Annotated in this window: 17 protein-coding genes; 8 read left to right on the top strand and 9 right to left on the bottom strand. The window is 73.0% G+C overall.

Features of this window, described 5'->3' with window-relative positions; all coding sequences use genetic code 11:
- Window positions 1-14: 14 nt before the first annotated feature.
- Window positions 15-2204, bottom strand: coding sequence for a family 16 glycoside hydrolase (locus EV562_RS04380; RefSeq protein WP_133885281.1), 2190 nt, complete (start codon window positions 2202-2204; stop codon window positions 15-17).
- A 14-nt stretch (window positions 2205-2218) separates the two neighbouring features.
- Window positions 2219-4696 (bottom strand): ThuA domain-containing protein, encoded by a 2478-nt coding sequence (locus tag EV562_RS04375; RefSeq protein ID WP_208298283.1) that lies wholly within the window; start codon window positions 4694-4696, stop codon window positions 2219-2221.
- A 200-nt stretch (window positions 4697-4896) separates the two neighbouring features.
- Between EV562_RS04375 and EV562_RS04365 the strand changes: the two genes are divergently transcribed.
- Together EV562_RS04365 and EV562_RS04360 are read left to right on the top strand one after the other, a co-directional pair.
- Window positions 4897-5922 carry a multicopper oxidase domain-containing protein gene (locus EV562_RS04365; RefSeq protein WP_133885278.1) on the top strand — a complete coding sequence of 342 codons (1026 nt, stop codon included), beginning with the start codon at window positions 4897-4899 and terminating at the stop codon, window positions 5920-5922.
- Window positions 5923-6323: 401 nt separating this feature from the next.
- A complete protein-coding gene (locus tag EV562_RS04360) occupies window positions 6324-7370 on the top strand; it encodes a LacI family DNA-binding transcriptional regulator (RefSeq protein WP_133885277.1) in 1047 nt (348 codons plus the stop codon).
- Between the two features lie 57 nt (window positions 7371-7427).
- On the opposite strand, the gene EV562_RS04355 is transcribed toward EV562_RS04360, so the two are convergent.
- Entirely contained in the window at window positions 7428-8213 is a 786-nt protein-coding gene (locus tag EV562_RS04355) for a VOC family protein (protein WP_133885276.1), read from the bottom strand.
- A gap of 190 nt (window positions 8214-8403) precedes the next feature.
- Between EV562_RS04355 and EV562_RS04350 the strand changes: the two genes are divergently transcribed.
- Window positions 8404-8649, top strand: coding sequence for a WhiB family transcriptional regulator (locus EV562_RS04350; protein ID WP_133885275.1), 246 nt, complete (start codon window positions 8404-8406; stop codon window positions 8647-8649).
- Between the two features lie 178 nt (window positions 8650-8827).
- Here EV562_RS04350 and EV562_RS04345 read toward each other — a convergent pair whose 3' ends face one another.
- The 3 genes from EV562_RS04345 to EV562_RS04335 all read right to left on the bottom strand — a co-directional run bounded on the left by EV562_RS04345 (window position 8828) and on the right by EV562_RS04335 (window position 12579).
- Window positions 8828-9802 (bottom strand): acyl-ACP desaturase, encoded by a 975-nt coding sequence (locus tag EV562_RS04345; RefSeq protein WP_133885274.1) that lies wholly within the window; start codon window positions 9800-9802, stop codon window positions 8828-8830.
- A 207-nt stretch (window positions 9803-10009) separates the two neighbouring features.
- Complete coding sequence (ddaH, locus tag EV562_RS04340) at window positions 10010-10786, bottom strand: dimethylargininase (protein WP_133885273.1); 777 nt, start codon at window positions 10784-10786, stop codon at window positions 10010-10012.
- 116 nt (window positions 10787-10902) lie between these two features.
- The gene (locus EV562_RS04335) at window positions 10903-12579 is read right to left on the bottom strand and encodes an ABC-F family ATP-binding cassette domain-containing protein (RefSeq protein ID WP_133885272.1); all 1677 of its coding nucleotides are present in this window, start codon (window positions 12577-12579) and stop codon (window positions 10903-10905) included.
- Between the two features lie 353 nt (window positions 12580-12932).
- On the opposite strand from EV562_RS04335, the gene EV562_RS04330 reads away from it, so the two are divergent.
- Window positions 12933-13604 (top strand): GPP34 family phosphoprotein, encoded by a 672-nt coding sequence (locus EV562_RS04330; protein WP_133885271.1) that lies wholly within the window; start codon window positions 12933-12935, stop codon window positions 13602-13604.
- Between the two features lie 81 nt (window positions 13605-13685).
- Here the strand turns inward: EV562_RS04330 and EV562_RS04325 are convergent, their stop codons facing one another.
- Entirely contained in the window at window positions 13686-14102 is a 417-nt protein-coding gene (locus EV562_RS04325; protein WP_133885270.1) for an SsgA family sporulation/cell division regulator, read from the bottom strand.
- Window positions 14103-14379: 277 nt separating this feature from the next.
- Between EV562_RS04325 and EV562_RS04320 the strand changes: the two genes are divergently transcribed.
- Complete coding sequence (locus EV562_RS04320) at window positions 14380-15477, top strand: oxidoreductase (RefSeq protein ID WP_243859958.1); 1098 nt, start codon at window positions 14380-14382, stop codon at window positions 15475-15477.
- A gap of 72 nt (window positions 15478-15549) precedes the next feature.
- The gene (locus EV562_RS04315) at window positions 15550-15879 is read left to right on the top strand and encodes a plasmid stabilization protein (RefSeq protein WP_133885268.1); all 330 of its coding nucleotides are present in this window, start codon (window positions 15550-15552) and stop codon (window positions 15877-15879) included.
- 196 nt (window positions 15880-16075) lie between these two features.
- On the opposite strand, the gene EV562_RS04310 is transcribed toward EV562_RS04315, so the two are convergent.
- Window positions 16076-16372, bottom strand: a complete 297-nt coding sequence (locus EV562_RS04310; protein ID WP_133885267.1) for a YciI family protein — start codon at window positions 16370-16372, stop codon at window positions 16076-16078.
- A 42-nt stretch (window positions 16373-16414) separates the two neighbouring features.
- Here EV562_RS04310 and EV562_RS04305 point away from each other — a divergent pair, with 42 nt between their 5' ends.
- Both EV562_RS04305 and EV562_RS04300 read left to right on the top strand, forming a co-directional pair.
- Complete coding sequence (locus tag EV562_RS04305; RefSeq protein ID WP_133885266.1) at window positions 16415-17116, top strand: endonuclease V; 702 nt, start codon at window positions 16415-16417, stop codon at window positions 17114-17116.
- A gap of 147 nt (window positions 17117-17263) precedes the next feature.
- A complete protein-coding gene (locus tag EV562_RS04300) occupies window positions 17264-17410 on the top strand; it encodes a hypothetical protein (protein ID WP_133885265.1) in 147 nt (48 codons plus the stop codon).
- Between the two features lie 388 nt (window positions 17411-17798).
- Here EV562_RS04300 and EV562_RS04295 read toward each other — a convergent pair whose 3' ends face one another.
- Window positions 17799-18977 (bottom strand): saccharopine dehydrogenase NADP-binding domain-containing protein, encoded by a 1179-nt coding sequence (locus EV562_RS04295; RefSeq protein WP_133885264.1) that lies wholly within the window; start codon window positions 18975-18977, stop codon window positions 17799-17801.
- Between the last annotated feature and the right edge of the window lie 20 nt (window positions 18978-18997).

Here is an 18997-nt window from a genome sequence, read left to right as displayed (position 1 = left end):
GACACCGGGCCCGGCTACAGCTCCTTGATCCGGACGTCCCGGTACGAGACGACGTCCGAGGTGCTGTGCACCTGCAGTCCGACGTAGCCGGAGGCGAACCGGCGCCCGTCGGTGCCCGGGTCGTCCGAGCGCTCGGGGTAGAAGGTCTGGCCGCCGATGTTGTCGAACTCGTTGATCAGCACGCCGTTGCGGTAGACCGAGTAGTGCTGGTCCACCACCCGGATCTCGTAGTCGTTCCAGGTGCCCTTCTCCGTCACGCCCGCGCCGGCCAGGCCGACCCGGTCGAAGCCGTAGAGGGAGCCCGTCTTGTACATGTCGCCGGTGGGGCTGTCGAACACCTGCACCTCGTGCCCGTACTTGATGGCGACCCACTCGGGGCGCGACTCCTCCGGGTGGTCGTGCACCTGCGGGAAGCGCACGAAGACGCCGCCGTTGGTGTTCGCGGTGCCCGCCGCGTCGTCCCGCCACTGCAGCTTCAGCGAGAAGTCGCCGTACGTGCGCTCGGGGAACCACAGCATGCCCATGCCGGGCGTGCTGGTGCTGGAGGTGATCGACCCGTCCGCGTTCAGCCCGAACGAACCGCCGCCCACCTGCTCCCACTTGGCGAAGGAGTCCTGGCTGCCGTCCATGATGGTGCGGTAGCCCTCGGTCTGGCCGGGCAGACCGATCTTCGACTGCTTGGCGGCCTTGTTGATCGCCTTGACCTCACGCTTGTCGACGACGCCCTGGGCGCGCAGCGCGTCCAGGACGTGCCCGACGTGCTTGAGGAAGAGCGCCTGGGACGTCCACTCCTTCTCGTCCTCGATCAGCTCGTTGATCCGGCACCGGTTGTCGGTGACCCGGTTCGGCACCCCCGAGTCGACCGTGCCGACGATCACCGTGAGGCGCTCGTCGTACTCCGGGCAGGGCGGCGCCGGCACCCCGCCGGCCACCACCGTGAAGCTCACGGTCAGCGGCTCGGAGGTGTTGCCCGCCTTGTCGCTGGCCCGGTAGGCCACGGTGTGGCGGCCCACCCGGTCGACGACCACCGGGGCCGAGTACGCCAGGTAGGGCCCGGCGTCCAGCGAGTACTCCACCGCGGCGACGCCGGAGCCGCCCTCGTCCGCGGCGTTCACGGTCACCTTCGCGCTGCCGACGTAGGCGCCGTCGGAGTTCCTGGTGCCGTCCACGGTCGCGCCGGTCACCGGCGCGGTGGTGTCCTGCGGGGGAGCGGCGGCCACGGTGAAGGCGACGCTCTTCTCCGCCGCGACGTTGCCCGCCTTGTCGGTGGCCCGGTAGCGCACGGTGTGCTCGCCGGTCTCGTGCACCATGACCGGCGCCGTGTACGCCGTCCAGGCACCGTCGCCGACCGCGTACTCGATGGTGTTGACGCCGGAACCGGTGTCGGAGGCGGTGACGGTCACCGTCGCCATGTCGATGTAGGCCCCGTCGGGGTTCTTCTCGCCGCTGACCGTCGCCGAGGTCTCCGGCGCGGTCGTGTCGTCGGTGTCCGGCGCGGCCACCGCGAAGGTGACGCTCTTCTCCTCGGCGGCGTTGCCCGCCTTGTCGAAGGCGCGGTAGCGCACGGTGTGCTCGCCGACCTGGTCGACGACGACCGGCGTGGTGTACGGCTGCCAGGCACCGTCGGCACCGAGGGCGTACTCGATCCGCTCGACGCCGGAGCCGCCCTCGTCGGTGGCGGCGAGCGTCACGGTCGCGGAACCGACGTACGCGCCGTCGGCGTTCTGCGTGCCGCCCACCTCGGCCGAGGTCGCCGGCGCCGTGGTGTCCTCGCCACCGCCGCCCTCGGTGACCACGAGCACGCCCGTCATCTGGCCGTGGCCCGGGATCGTGCAGTGGTACATGTACTTGCCGGGCGTGAGGGTGACCTCGGCGGTGTGCTTGCCGCCCTGGGCGTCGTTCGGGTTGGCCAGGATGTTCAGCTGGACGTCCTGGTTGTACGCGGGATCGCTGGTCATGAAGGTCAGCGTGTGCGGCATGCCGGTGGTGTTGCCGGTGGCCTCACTGTTCTCGAAGACGATCGTGGCCGGTCCGGCCACCGCCGTCTCGGGCGCCGACACGTACTTGGTGATGTCGTCGCCCGCCGTCCAGGTCAGTACCTGGTCGGCGGCCGCCGCGGCGGGCGCCGCCGCGGGCTGTCCGGAGGCGGACGTCGCCTGCAGACCGAGCACCATCAGCAGGCCGGCCAACAACGCGGCCCACATTCTTCGTCGGCGTATCACTCGGACCCCCTCGCCAGCTGTCCGGCGGCGGGCGTCGGCCCACCGCCCTTGTAGGTGACCCGCCACAGGGCGGACTTGGAGTCCGAGGTGAAGAAGCCGCGGCCGTAGTCCAGGACGTACAGCGCGCCGTCCGGGCCGAACTTCCAGCCCATCAGGTTCTTGATGCCGTCGTTGCCGATCGGCACGATCTTCTTCAGGGACTCCGAGTGCACCGGCAGTCCGCCGTCGCCCTGCGTCTTCGGGTCCATCAGCACCGCGTTGCGCGGCTGGTCGGCGTCGTAGAAGTCACCGACGAACCACTTGCCGTCCCAGTACGCCGGCCACTTGGTGTCGCTGGCGTTGCCGGCGTCGTAGCGGTAGACCGGGCCGTTCATCGCGGCCTGGCCGCCGCCCTTGAGCCAGGGCAGCCGGTAGACGGCCTCGTCCTGCTTGTACGACGGGACGCCGTTCTCGTCGCGCGGGAAGTCGGGGCCGCCGCCCTGCGGCGAGTACCAGATGTTGTTGCCGGTCACCGGCGGCAGGTTGACCAGGCCGTCGTTGTTCGGCGACTCGTTCTTCGGGTGGTCGCAGTCGTACCAGCCCAGCGGCTTCGACGGGTCCGGCAGGTTCCGGTCCCGGTACGGCTGCTTGTTGCCCATGCAGTACGGCCAGCCCCGGTTGCTCGCCTTGGTGATGGTGGCGAACGTGTCGTACTTGGCCGGACCCCACGTCGTGGACGGGGCGCCGGCGTCCGGGCCGACCCAGCCCGCGTACAGGGTGTCGGTCTTCTTGTCGACCGAGATGCGCGCCGGGTTGCGGACGCCCATCACGTAGATCTCTCCCCGCGTCTTGCCACCGCCCTCGGCGGTCTCCTTGCCGGTGAAGAGGTTGCCCTCGGGGAGCGTGTACGTCCCGTCCGGCTCCGGGTGGATGCGCAGGATCTTGCCGTTGAGGTTGTTGGTGTTGCCGGCGGTGCGGCGCGCGTCGGCGAAGGACACGCCCTTGAAGTTGGGCTCCGGGTTGTTGCCGGAGTAACCGTCGCTGAAGCCGCTGGAGTTGTTGTCACCGGTGGCGATGTACAGGTTCCCCTTGGAGTCCCAGGCCATCCCGCCGCCCGCGTGGCAGCAGCTGTGGATCTGCACCGGCCACTTCAGCAGCACCTTCTCGCTGCCCAGGTCCAGCTTGTTCGTCGCCCGGTCGAGGGTGAAGCGGGAGACCCGCCGCTCGGCCATGTGGGTGTCCCGGTTGATCTGCGAGTGCGGGGTGTAGTGCAGGTACACCCACCCGTTCTCCTCGAACCGCGGGTCCAGCTCGATGCCGAGCAGACCCTCCTCGACCTTGGTCAGCTCGTCGCCGCCGCCCTTGTTGCCGAAGACGGTCAGCGCGCCCGCGAGGGTGACCTTGTCGGTCTTCGGGTCCCAGACGTGGATCTCGCCCGTGCCCTTGCCGACGTTCGGGTCGTTCCAGTCGGTCACCACGGGGTGGGAGGAGTCCGTGCCGCCGCGGCCGATGTAGAACACCCGGCCGTCGGGCGCGGTGACCAGGCCGTGCGGTTCGCCGATCTGGTCGTTCTGCCCGGGCTGGTTGGGGTCGGTGAGCCGCTCGGCCTTGTAGTTGGCGTTGATGGTCGCCTTGCAGTCGGCCTGCGAGAGACGGGTCGTCCACAGCAGGGCGCCGCGCAGGTGGCTGCGGAAGTCGGTCTCGTCGTACGACGACACCGTGCCGCCCATGCCGGTGTAGAAGGACCGGCCGCCGTCGTAGTCGCGGCACCAGCTGACCGGGTGGTCCGCTCCGTTGGCGCCCGCTCCCGGCGAGTACGTCGACTCGCGTACCCGGGCCACGGTGTGGACCTCGCCGGACGGGTTCTTCTGCCAGTTCAGCCACTCGTCGGGCCGCTTCCACTCCAGCGGCAGGTCCTTGGTGGCCGGATGACGCCGGTCACCGACCTCGACCGTGGCCCGCTGGACCTTGGCCGGAGCACCGGCGGCCGGGCGGGCGCCGACCAGACCGGTGAACCAGTCCGAGTACGGCTCCGCGCGGGCCGCGTCGTGGATGCCGACGAACCCGCCGCCGGCCTCCATGTACGCCTCCAGCCCCGCCTCCTGAGCGGCCGTCAGCACGTCGCCGCCGCCGGTCAGGAACACGATCGCGTTGAAGCGGCCGAGCTTCTTCTCGTTGGTGAAGACGCCGGCGTTGTCCGTGGCCTCGACCTGGAACTGCTCCGAGGCGGGCCCGGAGAGACCGATCCGTTCGACGGCCGCGATCCCGGCGTTGACGACCGGTGACTCGTCCCCGGCCGCGGCGGACCCGTAGAAGACCAGCACCTTCACATTGGAGCCGCCCGGTGGCGACTTGATCGACATCGTTGTCAGAGATGGGTCCGGCGCCGGACGTGCGCTGGCGGCAGGGCCGGCCAGCAGTCCCGCGGCGACGAAGGCGGCGGTGGCACACGCCGCCCAGCCTTTTCTTCTCGCGCTCAACCCACTCAAGGGCATGGGCACCTCCTCGGTCACGGCAGCAGCGCCAAGGAAGCTAGACCTCTTTGCTCGATCCGCCAATAGGTATGACCGGGATCGAACGAACTTTGTCCTGAGTGTGGATAAACCCGTCGGCAACCGGTACGGTCCCACAGGTTCGTCACAGCCAATCAGACCCTGAGACTGCGCACATTCCTTATCGGCGTGGGGAGTTCGGCATGGACAGGCGAGGCTTCAACCGACGCGTGCTGCTGGGCGGTGCGGCCGCCGCGACATCGTTGTCCATCGCTCCGGAGGTCGCTGGCGCGGCCACCGGGGCCAAGGCCGTCACCGCGCGGACGGCGCCGGCCGGGGGCGAGGTGAGACACCTCAGGATGTACGCCGAGAAGCTGGCGGACGGTCAGATGGGCTACGGCTTCGAGAAGGGCAAGGCGACCGTACCGGGCCCGCTGATCGAGCTCAACGAGGGCGACACGGTGCACATCGAGTTCACCAACACCATGGACGTGCGGGCGAGCCTGCACGTCCACGGCCTGGACTACGAGATCTCCAGCGACGGCACCGCGATGAACAGGAGCGACGTCGAGCCCGGCGGCACCCGCACCTACACGTGGCGCACCCACAAGCCGGGCCGCCGCGACGACGGCACCTGGCGGCCGGGCAGCGCGGGCTACTGGCACTACCACGACCACGTCGTCGGCACCGAGCACGGCACCGGGGGCATCCGCAACGGCCTGTACGGTCCGGTGATCGTGCGCCGCAAGGGGGACGTGCTGCCGGACGCCACGCACACGATCGTCTTCAACGACATGACCATCAACAACCGCAAGCCGCACACCGGGCCCGACTTCGAGGCCACCGTGGGCGACCGCGTCGAGATCGTCATGATCACGCACGGCGAGTACTACCACACCTTCCACATGCACGGTCACCGCTGGGCGGACAACCGCACCGGCATACTCACCGGCCCCGACGACCCGTCCCGCGTCATCGACAACAAGATCACGGGCCCGGCCGACTCCTTCGGCTTCCAGGTCGTCGCGGGGGAGGGGGTGGGCGCCGGGGCGTGGATGTACCACTGCCACGTGCAGAGCCACTCCGACATGGGGATGGTGGGCCTGTTCCTGGTGAAGAAGCCGGACGGCACGATCCCCGGGTACGAACCGCACGAGCACGGCGCGGCGGCCGAAGGGACCGGGGAGACGACGACCGGGGAGGCACCGGCCCACGCGCACGAGCACTGAACCGGCGCCGACGACGGCCCGGCGCCGACGACAGCCCGGCGCCGGGGGCCCGGCTTCGATCGGCTCCGTGCCGGTGGTCCGGCGTCGACGGGCTGCGTGCCGGTGGTCCGGCGTCGACGGGCTCCGTGCCGGTGGTCCGGCGTCGACCGGCTCCGTGCCGGTGGCCCGGCGTCGACCGGCTCCGTGCCGGCGGTCCGGCGTCGACCGGCTCCGCGCCGGTGGCCCGCGTCGACGCCGGTACCGCGCCGGTGTGCCGGCCTCGGCCGGCCCGCACTCGGAGGTCCGGTGCCGGAGGGCCCCCGACGGCCCCCTCCGCGCAGGGCGTCCCCCGCCCCGACGGCCCGCTTCCGCCCGACGGCCTGCCGCTATCCTGAGCCGCAGCCGCCGAGGAGGAGCCGCCCGTGACCGAGACCGCGCCGCGCCCCACGCTGGAGGCCGTCGCCGAACGCGCCGGGGTCTCACGAGCCACCGTGTCCCGCGTCGTCAACGGATCGCACGGGGTGCGGGAGGCACTGGCCGAGCGGGTCCGGCGCGCGGTGGAGGAACTCGGGTACGTGCCCAACCAGGCCGCCCGCTCCCTGGTGACCCGGCGGCACCGGGCCGTCGCCGTCGTCGCCGCCGAACCGGAGACCCGGGTCTTCGCCGACCCTTACTTCGCCCAGCAACTGCGCGGCATCAGCAAGGAACTGACGGCCCACGACAACCAGCTCGTGCTGCTGCTCACCGAGGGCCGCGAGGACCACGCCCGCGTCGGCCGCTACCTGGCCGGCGGCCACGTCGACGGCGCCCTCGTCTTCTCCCTGCACCTCGACGACCCGCTGCCCGGTCTGGTGCGCAGTGCCGGTGTACCGACCGTCTTCGGCGGGCGCCCCGACTGGGACGACGGACGGGGCGGCGTGGTCTACGTGGACAGCGACAACCGCGGCGGGGCCCGCTCGGCCGTCCACCACCTGGCCGGACTCGGCCGCACCCGCATCGCGCACATCACCGGCCCGCTCGACCAGACCTCCGCGGCCGACCGCCTCGCGGGCTTCCGCGACGTCCGGGCCGGCGCCGACCCGGGGCTGATCGCGCAGGGGGACTTCACCCCGGGCGGCGGGGAGCGGGCGATGCGGGAGCTGCTCGACCGGTGCCCCGGGCTCGACGCCGTGTTCGCCGCCAACGACCTCACCGCGGCGGGAGCACTGCGGGTGCTGCGCGAGCGCGGACGACGGGTGCCGCAGGACGTGGCCGTCGTCGGCTTCGACGACATGCTGCCCGTCGCCGAACAGACCGACCCGCCGCTGACCACCGTCCGCCAGGACATCGAGGGCATGGGCCGGCTGATGGCCCGCCTGCTGCTGCGCGGCCTGGACGGCACCGCGGCCGACGACGACACGGAGACCCCGTCGGCCACCGCGCCCGGTGTCGTCCTGCCGACCACCCTGGTCCACCGCGCCACCGCGTGAGCCCGGGCGGCGCGGGAGGACCCGGCACCCCGCGCCCGGCGCGGCAGAACCCGGCGCCTACGCCCCGCGCGGCATCGGCTTGAGCACCGCGAAGCGGGCACCGTACGGGTCGGCGAGCCGGGCGACACGGCCGACGCCCTCGATGTCCGTCGCGGGCATCCGCACCGTGCCGCCCAGCTCCGTGGTCCGGGCGACCACGGCGTCCGCGTCGTCGACCGCGAAGTACGGCAGCCATCCGGCGTCGGTGTCCGCCGGGTCCTCGGCGAGCGGGACGAGGCCGCCGAACATGGCCTCCTCGCCCTCCCCGGCCGGATTGACGCAGGTGTAGGAGCCCCCGGGGAAGGAAACGGCGGAGGTCTCCAGGCCCAGCACCTCCCGGTAGTACGCGGCCGCGGCCGCGATGTCCGCAGTGTGCAGCTCGACCCAGCAGAGCGTGCCGGTCTCGCCGGCCACGTCAAGCCCGGCGCGCTGCCCCGGCTGCCAGATGCCGAACGGCACCCCCGCCCGGTCGGCGAGGATCGCCACGGTGCCCTGGCCCATGACGTCCACCGGCCGCAGCAGGACGCCGCCGCGGGCCTGCTCGGAGTTCTCGGCGGCGGCCCCGGCGTCCGGAACCTGGAAGTACACCGTCCAGGACGGCGGACCCTGCTCCTCCGGCGTCTGCATGCCGCCGGCCGCGATCCTGCCGTCCAGTTCGAAGAAGCCGTAGCCGCCGGCGTCCGGCCCCGCCGACCTGAACCGCCAGCCGAAGAGGCCGCCGTAGAAGCGCGTGGCGCCGTCGAGGTCGGAGGTGCCGACGTCGAGCCAGTTCGGAGCGCCGGTGACGAAACGGGTGGTGAGCATGATCGCCCTCCTCGGAAGGGTCCCGTTGCCTGCACTGACGAGTCTTCCACCGACCACTGACACGCGCTTCCGCGCGCCGCCGTGCACGGCGTCGCGCGGCAGAGGAGCATCCGTACGGCCGGGGGTGCGCGGGCGCGGCGTTGATGCCGCGTTGATCGAACGTTTTTCGCCTCCCGGCACGCTGCTGCCCATGCACATCGAGACGACCGCGGCGCCCGACCTCAGCTGGCAGGAGCAGGCGTTGTGCGCACAGACCGGGGGAGACTTCTTCTTCCCCGAGCCCGGCAGCTCCGTACGCGACGCGAAGCGCATCTGCGCCCTGTGCCCGATCCGCTCGACCTGCCTGGATTTCGCGCTGAGCAACGACGAGCGCTTCGGCGTCTGGGGCGGGCTGTCGGAGAAGGAACGGATGGCCCTGCGGCGCACCGCGCCCTGAGCACCGCCCCGAGCTGCCCCGGCCGGAGCGCTACCCGGCGCGAGCGCTACCCGCCCCGAGCGCGGTCCGCCCCGGGCGCGCGGAGCGCCCGGGGCGGGGGTCGGAGCGGGGCAGGGCCGGACGGCCGCTGGGTCGGGCCGGTGCGGTCAGCCGGCCGCTGGGGTCGGGCCGGGTGCGGTCAGCCGGCCGCCCGGGCCGCCATCCGGACCTTGCGCGCCGCCAGCTTCTCGTCGAACTTGGCGGCCTCCGCGTCCAGCCCGCCCATGTACAGCCCGAGTTCCTCCTGCGCCTGCTGCCCCTCGGGACCGAGGCCGTCGATCTCCATGATCTTCAGGAAACGCAGGACCGGCTGGATCACGTCGTCGTGGTGGATGCGCAGGTTGTAGACCTCGCCGATCGCCATCTGCGCGGCGGCCCGCTCGAAGCCGGGCATGCCGTGACCGGGCATCCGGAAGTTGACGACCACGTCCCGGACCGCCTGCATCGTCAGGTCGGGCGCCAGCTCGAAGGCCGCCTTCAGCAGGTTCCGGTAGAACACCATGTGCAGGTTCTCGTCGGTCGCGATGCGGGCCAGCATCCGGTCGCAGACCGGGTCGCCGGACTGGTGGCCCGTGTTGCGGTGCGAGATGCGGGTGGCCAGCTCCTGGAAGGCCACGTACGCCACCGAGTGCAGCATCGAGTGCCGGTTGTCCGACTCGAAGCCCTCGCTCATGTGGGCCATGCGGAACTGCTCCAGCTTGTCCGGGTCGACCGCGCGCGAGGCGAGCAGGTAGTCGCGCATCACGATGCCGTGCCGGCCCTCTTCCGCGGTCCAGCGGTGCACCCAGGTGCCCCAGGCGCCGTCGCGGCCGAAGAGGCTGGCGATCTCGTGGTGGTAGCTGGGGAGGTTGTCCTCCGTCAGCAGGTTCACCACGAGGGCGATGCGGCCGATCTCGGTGACCTTGGACTGCTCCTTCTCCCAGGGCTCGCCGTCCTCGAACAACCCCGGGAAGTTCCGCGCGTCGGTCCAGGGCACGTACTCGTGCGGCATCCAGTCCTTGGCGACCTGCAGATGCCGGTCGAGTTCCTTCTCGACCACTTCTTCAAGCGCGTACAGCAGCCGGGCGTCGGTCCATTCGGCGGAGGTGCCGAGGTGCGGGGAGACGATCGTCACGGAGAACTCCAGGGGACGTGCGACAGAGCGGAGCAGCCGGCGAGCGGTGCCGGGAACCTACGGGATCGTAGGCTACGAAACCGTAGGTTACGAGGGCGTAGGTTAAACGCACTGTAAAGGTCGCTGATCAGCAGGCGTTCGGCGGGATGCGACACGGCCCCCGAGAGCCTCAGGTCCGAGGCCGTGAGGACACCTCGCCCGCCGTCTTCAGGCGTACAGCTCCCGCAGCCGGACCGAGAGGCACGTCACACAGCCCTCGAGCTTCTCGAACTCCCCGATGTCGACCAGCACCGGCTCGTGGCCGAGGTCGGCGAGCAGCTCCGCCGTCTTCGGCGCGCTCGCCGCCATCAGCAGCTTGCTCCCGCCGAGCAGGACCACGTGTGCCCCCGACTCCTCCGGCACCGGCAGGAAGCGGGGGAAGAGCGACGGCACGTCCGTCATCGGGATGTGCCCGAGCACCGTCCCGTCCGGCAGCGCCGTGACCGCCGACTTCAGGTGCAGCACCTTGCTCACGGGCACCGCGACCACCCGGGCGCCCAGCGGCTCGAACACCGCCCGAAGCTGCTGCACGCCGGCCGCGTTGGTGCGCCCACCGCGCCCCACGTAGATCGTGTCGCCGACCTTCAGGACGTCGCCGCCGTCCAGGGTGCCCGGCTCCCACACCCAGTTGACCGAGCAGCCGAGCCGGGCCACCGCCTCCTCGACCCCGGCCGTCTCCGCGCGCCGCGACTCGGCGCCGGGCCGCGTGATCAGCGCGACGTTGCGGTACATGACCACCGCGTCCTCGACGAAGACGGAGTCCGGGCAGTCGTCCGCCGGGTCCACCTCCAGCGTCTCCCAGCCGTGCGCCCCGAGGGCCTCGACGTAGGCCTCCCACTGTTCGAGGGCCAGGCCGCGGTCGACCTTCTGCCGCTCGACGTGTGTCACCAGCCCCTCGGCGAGCCGGGGGCCGGGGCGGCGGACGAGGGCCTTCTTGCTGGGCACGCGGGGCCTTCCTCGGGGGCGTGGGACCGGCGCGGGGCGACGCCGGCGGTCCGGCGCCGCGTCACGGGCGCCGGTCCGTCATCATGCAGCGGGGACCCGGGTCGACGGAACCCCCGTCAGTCGTCCGTGGCCCTCCTGAGATGCTCGGCGGTGCCGGTCTCCCCGAGCGCTTCCGGCGTGGTCTCCTTCAGCTCGCCCTCCTCGAACAGCAGCCAGCGGGTGATGCCCAGCGACTCCAGGAACGGCATGTCGTGACCGGCCACGATCAGCGCACCCTCGTACGCCTCCAGCGCCGTGGTGAGCTGCCGCACGCTCGCCATGTCCAGGTTGTTCGTCGGCTCGTCCAGCATCAGCAGCTGCGGCGCGGGCTCGGCCAGCATCAGCGCGGCCAGCGTGGCCCGGAAACGTTCGCCGCCGGACAGCGTCGCCGCCCGCTGGTCGGCGCGGCTCCCCCGGAACAGGAAGCGCGCCAGCCGCGCCCGGATCCGGTTGTCGGTGGCGCCCGGCGCGAACCGGGCCACGTTCTGCGCGACGCTCAGGTCGCCGTCGAGGACGTCGAGGCGCTGCGGCAGGAAGCGCAGCGGCACATGGGCCGTCGCCTCGCCCGCCACCGGCGCCAGCTCCCCGGCGACGGTGCGCAGCAGCGTGGTCTTGCCCGCGCCGTTGCGCCCGACCAGCGCGATCCGCTCGGGACCGTGCAGGTCGAGACCGCCCGTCACCCGGGCGCCGTGGGCCAGCTCCAGGTCCCGCAGGGTGAGCACGGTCCGGCCCGGGGGCACGGCCGTGTACGGCAGGTCGACGCGGATCTCGTCGTCGTCCCGCACGGCCTCCGCGGCGTCGTCCAGCCGCTCCCTGGCCTCGGCGAGCTTCTCCTCGTGCATGACGCGGTACTTGCCGGCCGACTGCTGGGCCGTGCGGGCGCGCAGCTTCATCACCGCCCGGGGCTCGCGCTTCGTGTCGTACATCTTCTGTCCGTAGCGCCTGCGCCGGGCGAGGACGACCTGTGCGTCGGCCAGTTCGCGCTTCTGCTTGCGCAGGTCCGACTCGGCGACCCGCACCATCCGCTCGGCCGCCTCCCGCTCCACGGCCAGAGCCTCCTCGTACGCCGAGAGGTTCCCGCCGTACCAGGTGACCGAGCCGGACCGCAGGTCGGCGATCTGGTCTACCAGTTCGAGCAGCTCGCGGTCGTGGCTGACCACGACGAGCACGCCGGGCCAGGACCGGACGGCCGCGTACAGCCGCCGGCGCGCGTAGAGGTCGAGGTTGTTGGTGGGCTCGTCCAGGAGCAGGACGTCCGGCCGGCTCAGCAGCAGCGCGGCCAGCCGCAGCAGCACCGACTCGCCGCCCGAGACCTCGCCGACGGTGCGGTCGAGCCCGATGTGGCCGAGACCCAGCGCGCCGAGCGTCGCGAGAGCGCGTTCCTCGACGTCCCAGTCGTCGCCGACGGTCTCGAAGTGCTCCTCGTCCACGTCGCCCGCCTCGATGGCGTGCAGTGCGGCCCGCCGTGCCCGGATGCCGAGCGCCTCGTCGACGCGCAGGCCGGTGTCGAGCGTGACGTTCTGCGGCAGGTAGCCCACCTCGCCGGTCACCCGGACGGTGCCGCCGGCCGGAGCGAGCCGCCCGGCGATCAGTTTCAACAGGGTCGACTTGCCCGCCCCGTTGACGCCGACGAGGCCGGTCCTGCCGGGGCCGAAGGAGACGTCGAGGCCCTCGAAGACGCCGGTGCCGTCGGGCCAGGCGAAGGACAGGGACGTACAGGTGAGGGAAGCGGGGGAAGCAGAGTGGGTAGACATACGGGGTCTCCGCGGTTGCTCGAAGCGGTCAGGGGCAAACGCGTATCGAGACACCGAAGCGGGCGGCCGCCGTCGGACGAGGGGAGGAGGGGGTACCTGCTCCGCAAGGGACGGATCGGACGGCTCAACGCCGAGGTCGCACGCGGCGCACACACGTGGGACACGTGTGACGCGGTGTCTCAGGACCTCAGACGAGCAACGTCCTTCTCCGATCGGCGGCAACAGAAGCGATGTCGAACCTAGGAGAGACCGGTCGGCCTGTCAACGCATTTACGCGGGACCCGGGCGGGGCGCCGGTCAGGACTCGCCCGGACCCCGGACCCAGCTTCCGTCCACGGCCCCGAGGAGGCCCCGTGCCCAACGGCTCGCTCTCACTGCCGGCCCGGCTCTGCCTGCTGGCCTGGGACCCCGCGCGGTCCACGGCTACCGACACCGCCCGGGTCCACCACCTGGTGCGGGCCGGCGCGCTGACCGAGCTGGCCCAGCGCGGTCTGCTCACCGACGACGAGGGCATCGCCACCCCCGCCGACCTGGACTCCCGCACCGGGGACGCCGTCCTCGACGGGCTGCTTGAGCTCGTCCGCGAGTCGCTGCCGCGCCGGTGGCGCACCTGGGTCCGGGTGCACGCCCGGGTCACCTACGACGCCGTGCGGGAGCAGTTGGTGGCCGAGGGTCACCTGAGGGCCGAGAAGAAGCGCGTGCTCGGCGTGTTCCCGTCGGTGGAGCACGTGCTCGCGCGTACGGCCGTACCGGGGGCGCTCCGCGACGAGGTGCGCCGCGTGCTGGAGGGGCCGCTGCCGGCCGCGGAGATCTCCGAGCGGGACGCGGCCCTGGCCGTGCTGGCGGCCGCCGCCGGGCTGGGCGTCCCGGCGGACGCCGCGAGCGGGACGCGCGGCCGGGCACGGATCACCGAGCTGACCGGACGGTGCGGGAGGGCGGAGCCCGGCATGCGGAGGATCATGGGCGAGGTGTGGGGCGCGGTGAGCGACGAGACCGCCCGGACACCGGCGTCGGCGCACGGGTGAGCGGCGGCCGGCAGCCGCGGAACCCGGACCGGCGGAGCCCGGGGGAGTGACCGGTCCTCCTGACCGGCCCTCAGGGGGCGGTCAGCAGCTCCCCCGCATGAGCTCGGCCAAGTCGTGGTCGAGGTCCAGCTGGAGGTGTTCGAGACCCACCGGCACCAGCTCGCCGGCGGCCTGCAGGAAGCGGCGCAACTCGCCCGAGCGCACGTGGATCACGGCGGTGCCCTCGGGCGCGTGGAACTCCAGGACGGTGCGGTCGTATCCGTACGGGCGCACCCGGACGTCGCCGTGGCCGTTCGGCTCCTGCATCCCGGCGATGAGCAGCTCGCGGGAGAAGGTCCAGCAGACCTCCACGCCTTCGAGGGTGGCCGGCGCGGGGAACGTCATGCGGACGGCGAACGGGTCGTCCCGGTCGTAGTGCAGGGTGGCGGGAATGCTCGGCATGCGCGGTGCGGCGGCGACGAGACGCGCCTCGACGGGCTGCTCGATGACGGTGGACAACGCCTTGCTCCCTCGTGACGGCTGGACGGGCTTGGGGGATGGTGCGGGCCGGGCATGGAGAGAGACGTCGGAATCAGTCCATCCGTGCACACGACGAGCGAGTGACCTCTGTCACCGCGTTCATGCCAGGAGGGTTCCGGGAGTGACCGGGCTCTCCTCGCGTGCTCCGCAGCGGCACGTGCGGCACTCGTGCACCACGCGCGCGTGGCGGCCGGGGCCCTCTGGACGGCGCGGGGGACGTGGGCTAGCTTCGCCCGCCATGAGGCGCTCGGGAAACATGCGACGCACGGCACGGCCGGTTCGGACCGGCGGGAGGCGTACGGGGCGGGCGGTGCTCGTGGGGGCCGTCTGCGCGGCGGCGGTGGCCGCGCTGACCGCCGTACCCGCCCAGGCGCACCAACGGCCGCACTGGGACGTGCGGGACACCGGGGTCTCCGACATCCGGTTCCGTGGGCTCGCCGCCGTGAGCCGGCACACCGCCTGGGTGGCCGGCACCCGGGGCACCGTCCTGCGCACCACCGACGGCGGCGGCACCTGGCGCGACGTCTCCCCGGCGGGCGCGGGCGCACTGGAGTTCCGGGACATCGAGGCCTTCGACGCCCGCCGGGCCGTGGCCCTGTCCATCGGAGAGGGCGAGGCGTCCCGGGTCTACCGCACCGACGACGGCGGGGCGACCTGGACCGAGTCCTTCCGCAACACCGACGCGCGCGCCTTCTACGACTGCCTCACCTTCTTCGACCGGCGCCACGGCCTGGCCGTGAGCGACCCGGTGGACGGCAGGTTCCGCGTCCTGTCGACCAGCGACGGCGGCCGCTCCTGGACGGTGCTCCCGAACCGGGGGATGCCCGCCGCGCAGGACGGCGAGGCCGGGTTCGCGGCCAGTGGCCAGTGCCTGGTCTCGGCCGGGCCGAAGGACGCGTGGCTGGCCACCGGCGGTGCGGCACGCGCGCGTGTCCTGCACTCCGCCGACCGCGGGCGCACGTGGACGGCCACCGACGCGCCGATCCCGGCCGGAGACCCCGCCCGAGGCGTCTTCGCCCTCGCCTTCCGCGACCGCGCCCACGGACTCGCCGTCGGCGGCGACTTCCGCCCCGAGCAGGACTCCCCGCGGGCCGCCGCCCGGACCGGGGACGCCGGCCGCACCTGGCGCCCCGCCGACCGGCCCCCGCCCGCCTACCGCTCCGGCGTCGCCTGGCTCCCGCACAGCCGCACCGCCGCCCTCGCCGTCGGCCCCTCGGGCACCGACCTCACCACGGACGGCGGACGCACCTGGCGGACGGTCGGCACCGGGTCGTACGACACCGTGGACTGCACCCCGGACCTGGGCTGTTGGGCCGCGGGCGAGCAGGGCCGGGTGGCCCGGCTGGAGCGCTGACGCCGGGCGGGGCGGGGTGAGTGTCCGTAACGTGGGTAACCGTTCGCTGAACGTGAGAGGAAGTGAGCGGACATGCCGAGCGGTTCGAACGCCAAACGGGAACGGCAGTACGAGCACATCAAGAAGAGCGCGAAGGACCGCGGCGAGAGCACCGGCCGGGCCGAGGAGATCGCGGCCCGTACGGTGAACAAGGAGCGCGCGCAGTCCGGTGAGTCGAAGACCGCCAGCCGTACCTCGACGCAGGACAAGTCGCCGAGCAAGCGGGGTGGGCAGCGCTCCGGGAACCGCCAGGGGCCCCAGGGCCCCACCTACGACCAGCTCTACGAGGAGGCCAGGCGCCGAGGCGTCCACGGCCGGTCGAGCATGAACAAGGGCGAGCTGCGCCAGGCCCTCGGCAAGTGAGCGGCGCCCCCTAGGGGGTGTCGTTTGGATCTTGCCGTGGGTCGCGGGGTCCGGCACGCACATCTGCGGCGTTGTCGTCGGTTGCCAGGGCTCCGCCTGTCGCCCTCCTCCGCCCTGCAGCTGCACGCACCAGAACCCGCTCGGGTCGGCAACAGGGCACTGTCGCCCGGAGCCGGTCTGATCCAAACGACACCCCCTAGCCGCGCGTCTCCCGGTACCGCTCCAGTTCGGGTGCCGTCTTCGAGGCGGCGAACTCGGTGACGCGGTACGCGCACACGCCGGCCCTGACGAACGGGTCGCCCGCGGTGATCTCCTCGATCCGCGCGCGGTCCTCCGCGACGGCGAGGATCACCCCGCCGTCGCGGGGCTCCTTGGGGCCGGACGCCAGGAACACACCCTGCTCGTACAGTCCGTCCAGCCAGGCCACATGGTCCGCCAGTACGGCGTCGACGGCTTCGAGCGGGGCGGTGTGGGACAGCTCCAGTACGAACATGATCGCGAGACTACTCCGGGCTCCCGTAGGGTGGCGGCCACCATGACGACCGTGCCCGTGCAGATCCCCGACGACTGGCCCGCGACCGAGGAACAGGCCCGCGCCGTGCAGGACGAACTGCGCGCACGCGTGGTGCTCGACGAAGACGGCCCGCCGCCCGGCACCGGCCTGGTGACCGGCGTGGACGTCGCCTACGACGACGCACGCGACGCCGTCGCGGCCGCCGCCGTCGTGCTGGACGCCGCGACCCTCGCCGTCGTCGCCGAGGCCACGGCCGTCGGGCGCGTCTCCTTCCCCTACGTGCCCGGTCTGCTCGCCTTCCGGGAGGTCCCGACCGTCCTGGCCGCCCTGGCGGCGCTGCCCTGCCCGCCCGGCCTCGTCGTGTGCGACGGCTACGGCCTGGCCCACCCGCGCCGCTTCGGCCTCGCGAGCCACCTGGGCGTCCTCACGGACCTGCCCACGATCGGCGTGGCCAAGAACCCGTTCGCCTTCACCCACGACGACCCGGACGCCCCGCGCGGCAGCACGTCCCCGCTGTTCGACGGCGCCGAGGAGGTCGGGCGTGCGGTGCGCACCCGCGCCGGGGTGAAGCCGGTCTTCGTCTCCGTCGGGCACCGGGTGAGCCTCGGCAACGCCTGCGCGCACACGCTCGCCCTGGCACCCGCCTACCGGCTGCCGGAGACCACCCGCAGGGCCGACGCCCTGTGCCGCGCTGCCCTGCGGCGCCTGCAACAGACCCGTTGACCGCTCGCCGGCACGGTGCCGGGCGCACCGCCCGCTCTCCGGGAGCCGGGTGGCGCGATAGGGCTGCGTCGGTGGACGGGGGGCTCAGACGAGCCTGAGTATCCGTACGGATGTGCCACCGCCGGCCGCCCCGGCAGGGTGGACGGCATGACGGCACCCCGCGCACCCAAGTACTCGGCCCAGCCCGGCAGACCCGCCGATCGGGCCGTGGCCGCGGGCCTCGCGCTGGCGGTGATCGCGGGACTGGCCTGGCTCGGCGGGATGATCTACACGATCGCCGGGTGGTCCGGCTAGCCCTCACCGAGCCCTTCCGGCCCCTTACCCACCGACCCGGGCCCACCGAAACCGGGGCCCACCGGACCCCGGCCTACGGGGCCCGGCCGACCGGGGCTCTTGCCGGCCGACCCGGCCCCACCGGCGCGCGGCCGACCAGCGAGCCCGGCCGACCGGAACCCGACCAGGGAGCCCGGCCGACCGGATCCCGACCAGGGAGCCCGGCCGGCCGGAACCCGACCCACGGCGCTTCGGCCGTGGGAGCCGGGCCCGCCGGATCCGGGCCGCGCCCTGCCGGACCTGGACCCGGCCCGCCGGCCAGGCCGGGGACCGCGTTCCGCGCCCTGCCGAACCTGAGCCCGCGCCCGCCGGACCCGGCCCGTCGTCCCGGCCGGACCCGTCGCGGGGCTCAGCGGGTCGCGGCCACCCGGAAGCCGATGCCCGCCGCCCGCAGCCGTTCGGTCAGCGCGTCGCCCATCGCCACGGCCGTGGTGACCTGTCCGGCCGTGGGCGGCAGGGTGTCCAGGGCGAGACAGAGCGCCGCCTCGGCCAGCATCTTGGCGGTCTCGTCGTACCCGGGGTCGCCGCCCGCGACCTCGGTGAACACCTTCCGGCCACCGCCCTCGCCCACGAAGCGGACCGAGAACCAGCTCCTCGCCCGCCGCTCGGCGCTCGGTCCGTCACCCGGCGCCAGCCGGCCGGACAGCCAGCGCCGCGCGGGCGGCACCTGGGCCGCCGCCAGCAGGGCGCCCACGGCCGCCACCCCGCCCACCGCGACGGGCAGGTGCCGTACGGCCGCGTAGTGGCGGTAGCGGAAGTCGGGGCCGTAGCGCTCCAGGGACTTCGCCGACCGGCGCACGATCTGCGCGTCGACGGTGGGCAGCGGCAGCGCCCACGCCCCCACCTCCCCGGCGAACCGCGGCGCCCCCGTCGGCGTCACCACGCGGCGCCCGACCAGGCGGGGTTCGTGCCGGCGGCGTTCCAGCGCGGCGGCCCGCAACCGGCGGCCCCGCGCGAACTGGCCCAGCGCGGAGGCGAACGTACCGCCGGAGAACGTGGCGCCGACCCGCACGTAGCCGTCCACGCTCAGCGGCACGCCCTCCGGCAGTTGCCGCACGGTGAAGTACACGCCGAGGTCGTGCGGGACGGAGTCGAAGCCGCAGGCGTGCACCAGCCGGGCGCCGGTCTCCCGCGCGCGGGCGTCGTGCCGGACGTAGGTCAGGTCCACGAACTCGGGCTCACCGGTGAGATCCAGGTAGTCCGTGCCGGCCTCCGCGCAGGCGGCGACCAGCGCGTCGCCGTACCGGACGTAGGGACCGACCGTCGTGGCCACCACGCGCGCGTGCTCGGCGAGTTCCCGCAGCGAGGCCGGATCGGAGACGTCCGCGCGGAGCACGCCGATCTCCGCCCCGCCGGGCAGCCGCTCGCGCAGCCGGCGCAGCTTCTCCTCGCTGCGGCCCGCGATCGCCCAGCGCAGCCCCTTCGGCGTGTGCTCGGCGAGGTACCGCGCCGTGAGTTCGCCGACGAACCCCGTCGCCCCGAACAGCACGATGTCGTACGGCCGGTCGGCCGCGTTCAGCCTGCTCATGACATCCCTTCGTCACCCGT

Origin of the sequence: Streptomyces sp. BK208 (assembly GCF_004364245.1) — a bacterium.
Lineage (GTDB): Bacteria > Actinomycetota > Actinomycetes > Streptomycetales > Streptomycetaceae > Streptomyces.
This window is presented reverse-complemented; position numbering and strand designations above follow the sequence as displayed.

Excerpts from the sequence above, each read along its gene's own strand:
- EV562_RS04380 (WP_133885281.1), bottom strand. The coding sequence starts at position 2,204 with ATGTGGGCCGCGTTGTTGGCCGGCCTGCTGATGGTGCTCGGTCTGCAG.
- EV562_RS04375 (WP_208298283.1), bottom strand. The coding sequence starts at position 4,696 with ATGCCCTTGAGTGGGTTGAGCGCGAGAAGAAAAGGCTGGGCGGCGTGT.
- EV562_RS04365 (WP_133885278.1), top strand. The coding sequence starts at position 4,897 with ATGGACAGGCGAGGCTTCAACCGACGCGTGCTGCTGGGCGGTGCGGCC.
- EV562_RS04355 (WP_133885276.1), bottom strand. The coding sequence starts at position 8,213 with ATGCTCACCACCCGTTTCGTCACCGGCGCTCCGAACTGGCTCGACGTC.
- EV562_RS04350 (WP_133885275.1), top strand. The coding sequence starts at position 8,404 with ATGCACATCGAGACGACCGCGGCGCCCGACCTCAGCTGGCAGGAGCAG.
- EV562_RS04335 (WP_133885272.1), bottom strand. The coding sequence starts at position 12,579 with ATGTCTACCCACTCTGCTTCCCCCGCTTCCCTCACCTGTACGTCCCTG.
- EV562_RS04320 (WP_243859958.1), top strand. The coding sequence starts at position 14,380 with ATGCGACGCACGGCACGGCCGGTTCGGACCGGCGGGAGGCGTACGGGG.
- EV562_RS04315 (WP_133885268.1), top strand. The coding sequence starts at position 15,550 with ATGCCGAGCGGTTCGAACGCCAAACGGGAACGGCAGTACGAGCACATC.
- EV562_RS04310 (WP_133885267.1), bottom strand. The coding sequence starts at position 16,372 with ATGTTCGTACTGGAGCTGTCCCACACCGCCCCGCTCGAAGCCGTCGAC.
- EV562_RS04305 (WP_133885266.1), top strand. The coding sequence starts at position 16,415 with ATGACGACCGTGCCCGTGCAGATCCCCGACGACTGGCCCGCGACCGAG.
- EV562_RS04300 (WP_133885265.1), top strand. The coding sequence starts at position 17,264 with ATGACGGCACCCCGCGCACCCAAGTACTCGGCCCAGCCCGGCAGACCC.
- EV562_RS04295 (WP_133885264.1), bottom strand. The coding sequence starts at position 18,977 with ATGAGCAGGCTGAACGCGGCCGACCGGCCGTACGACATCGTGCTGTTC.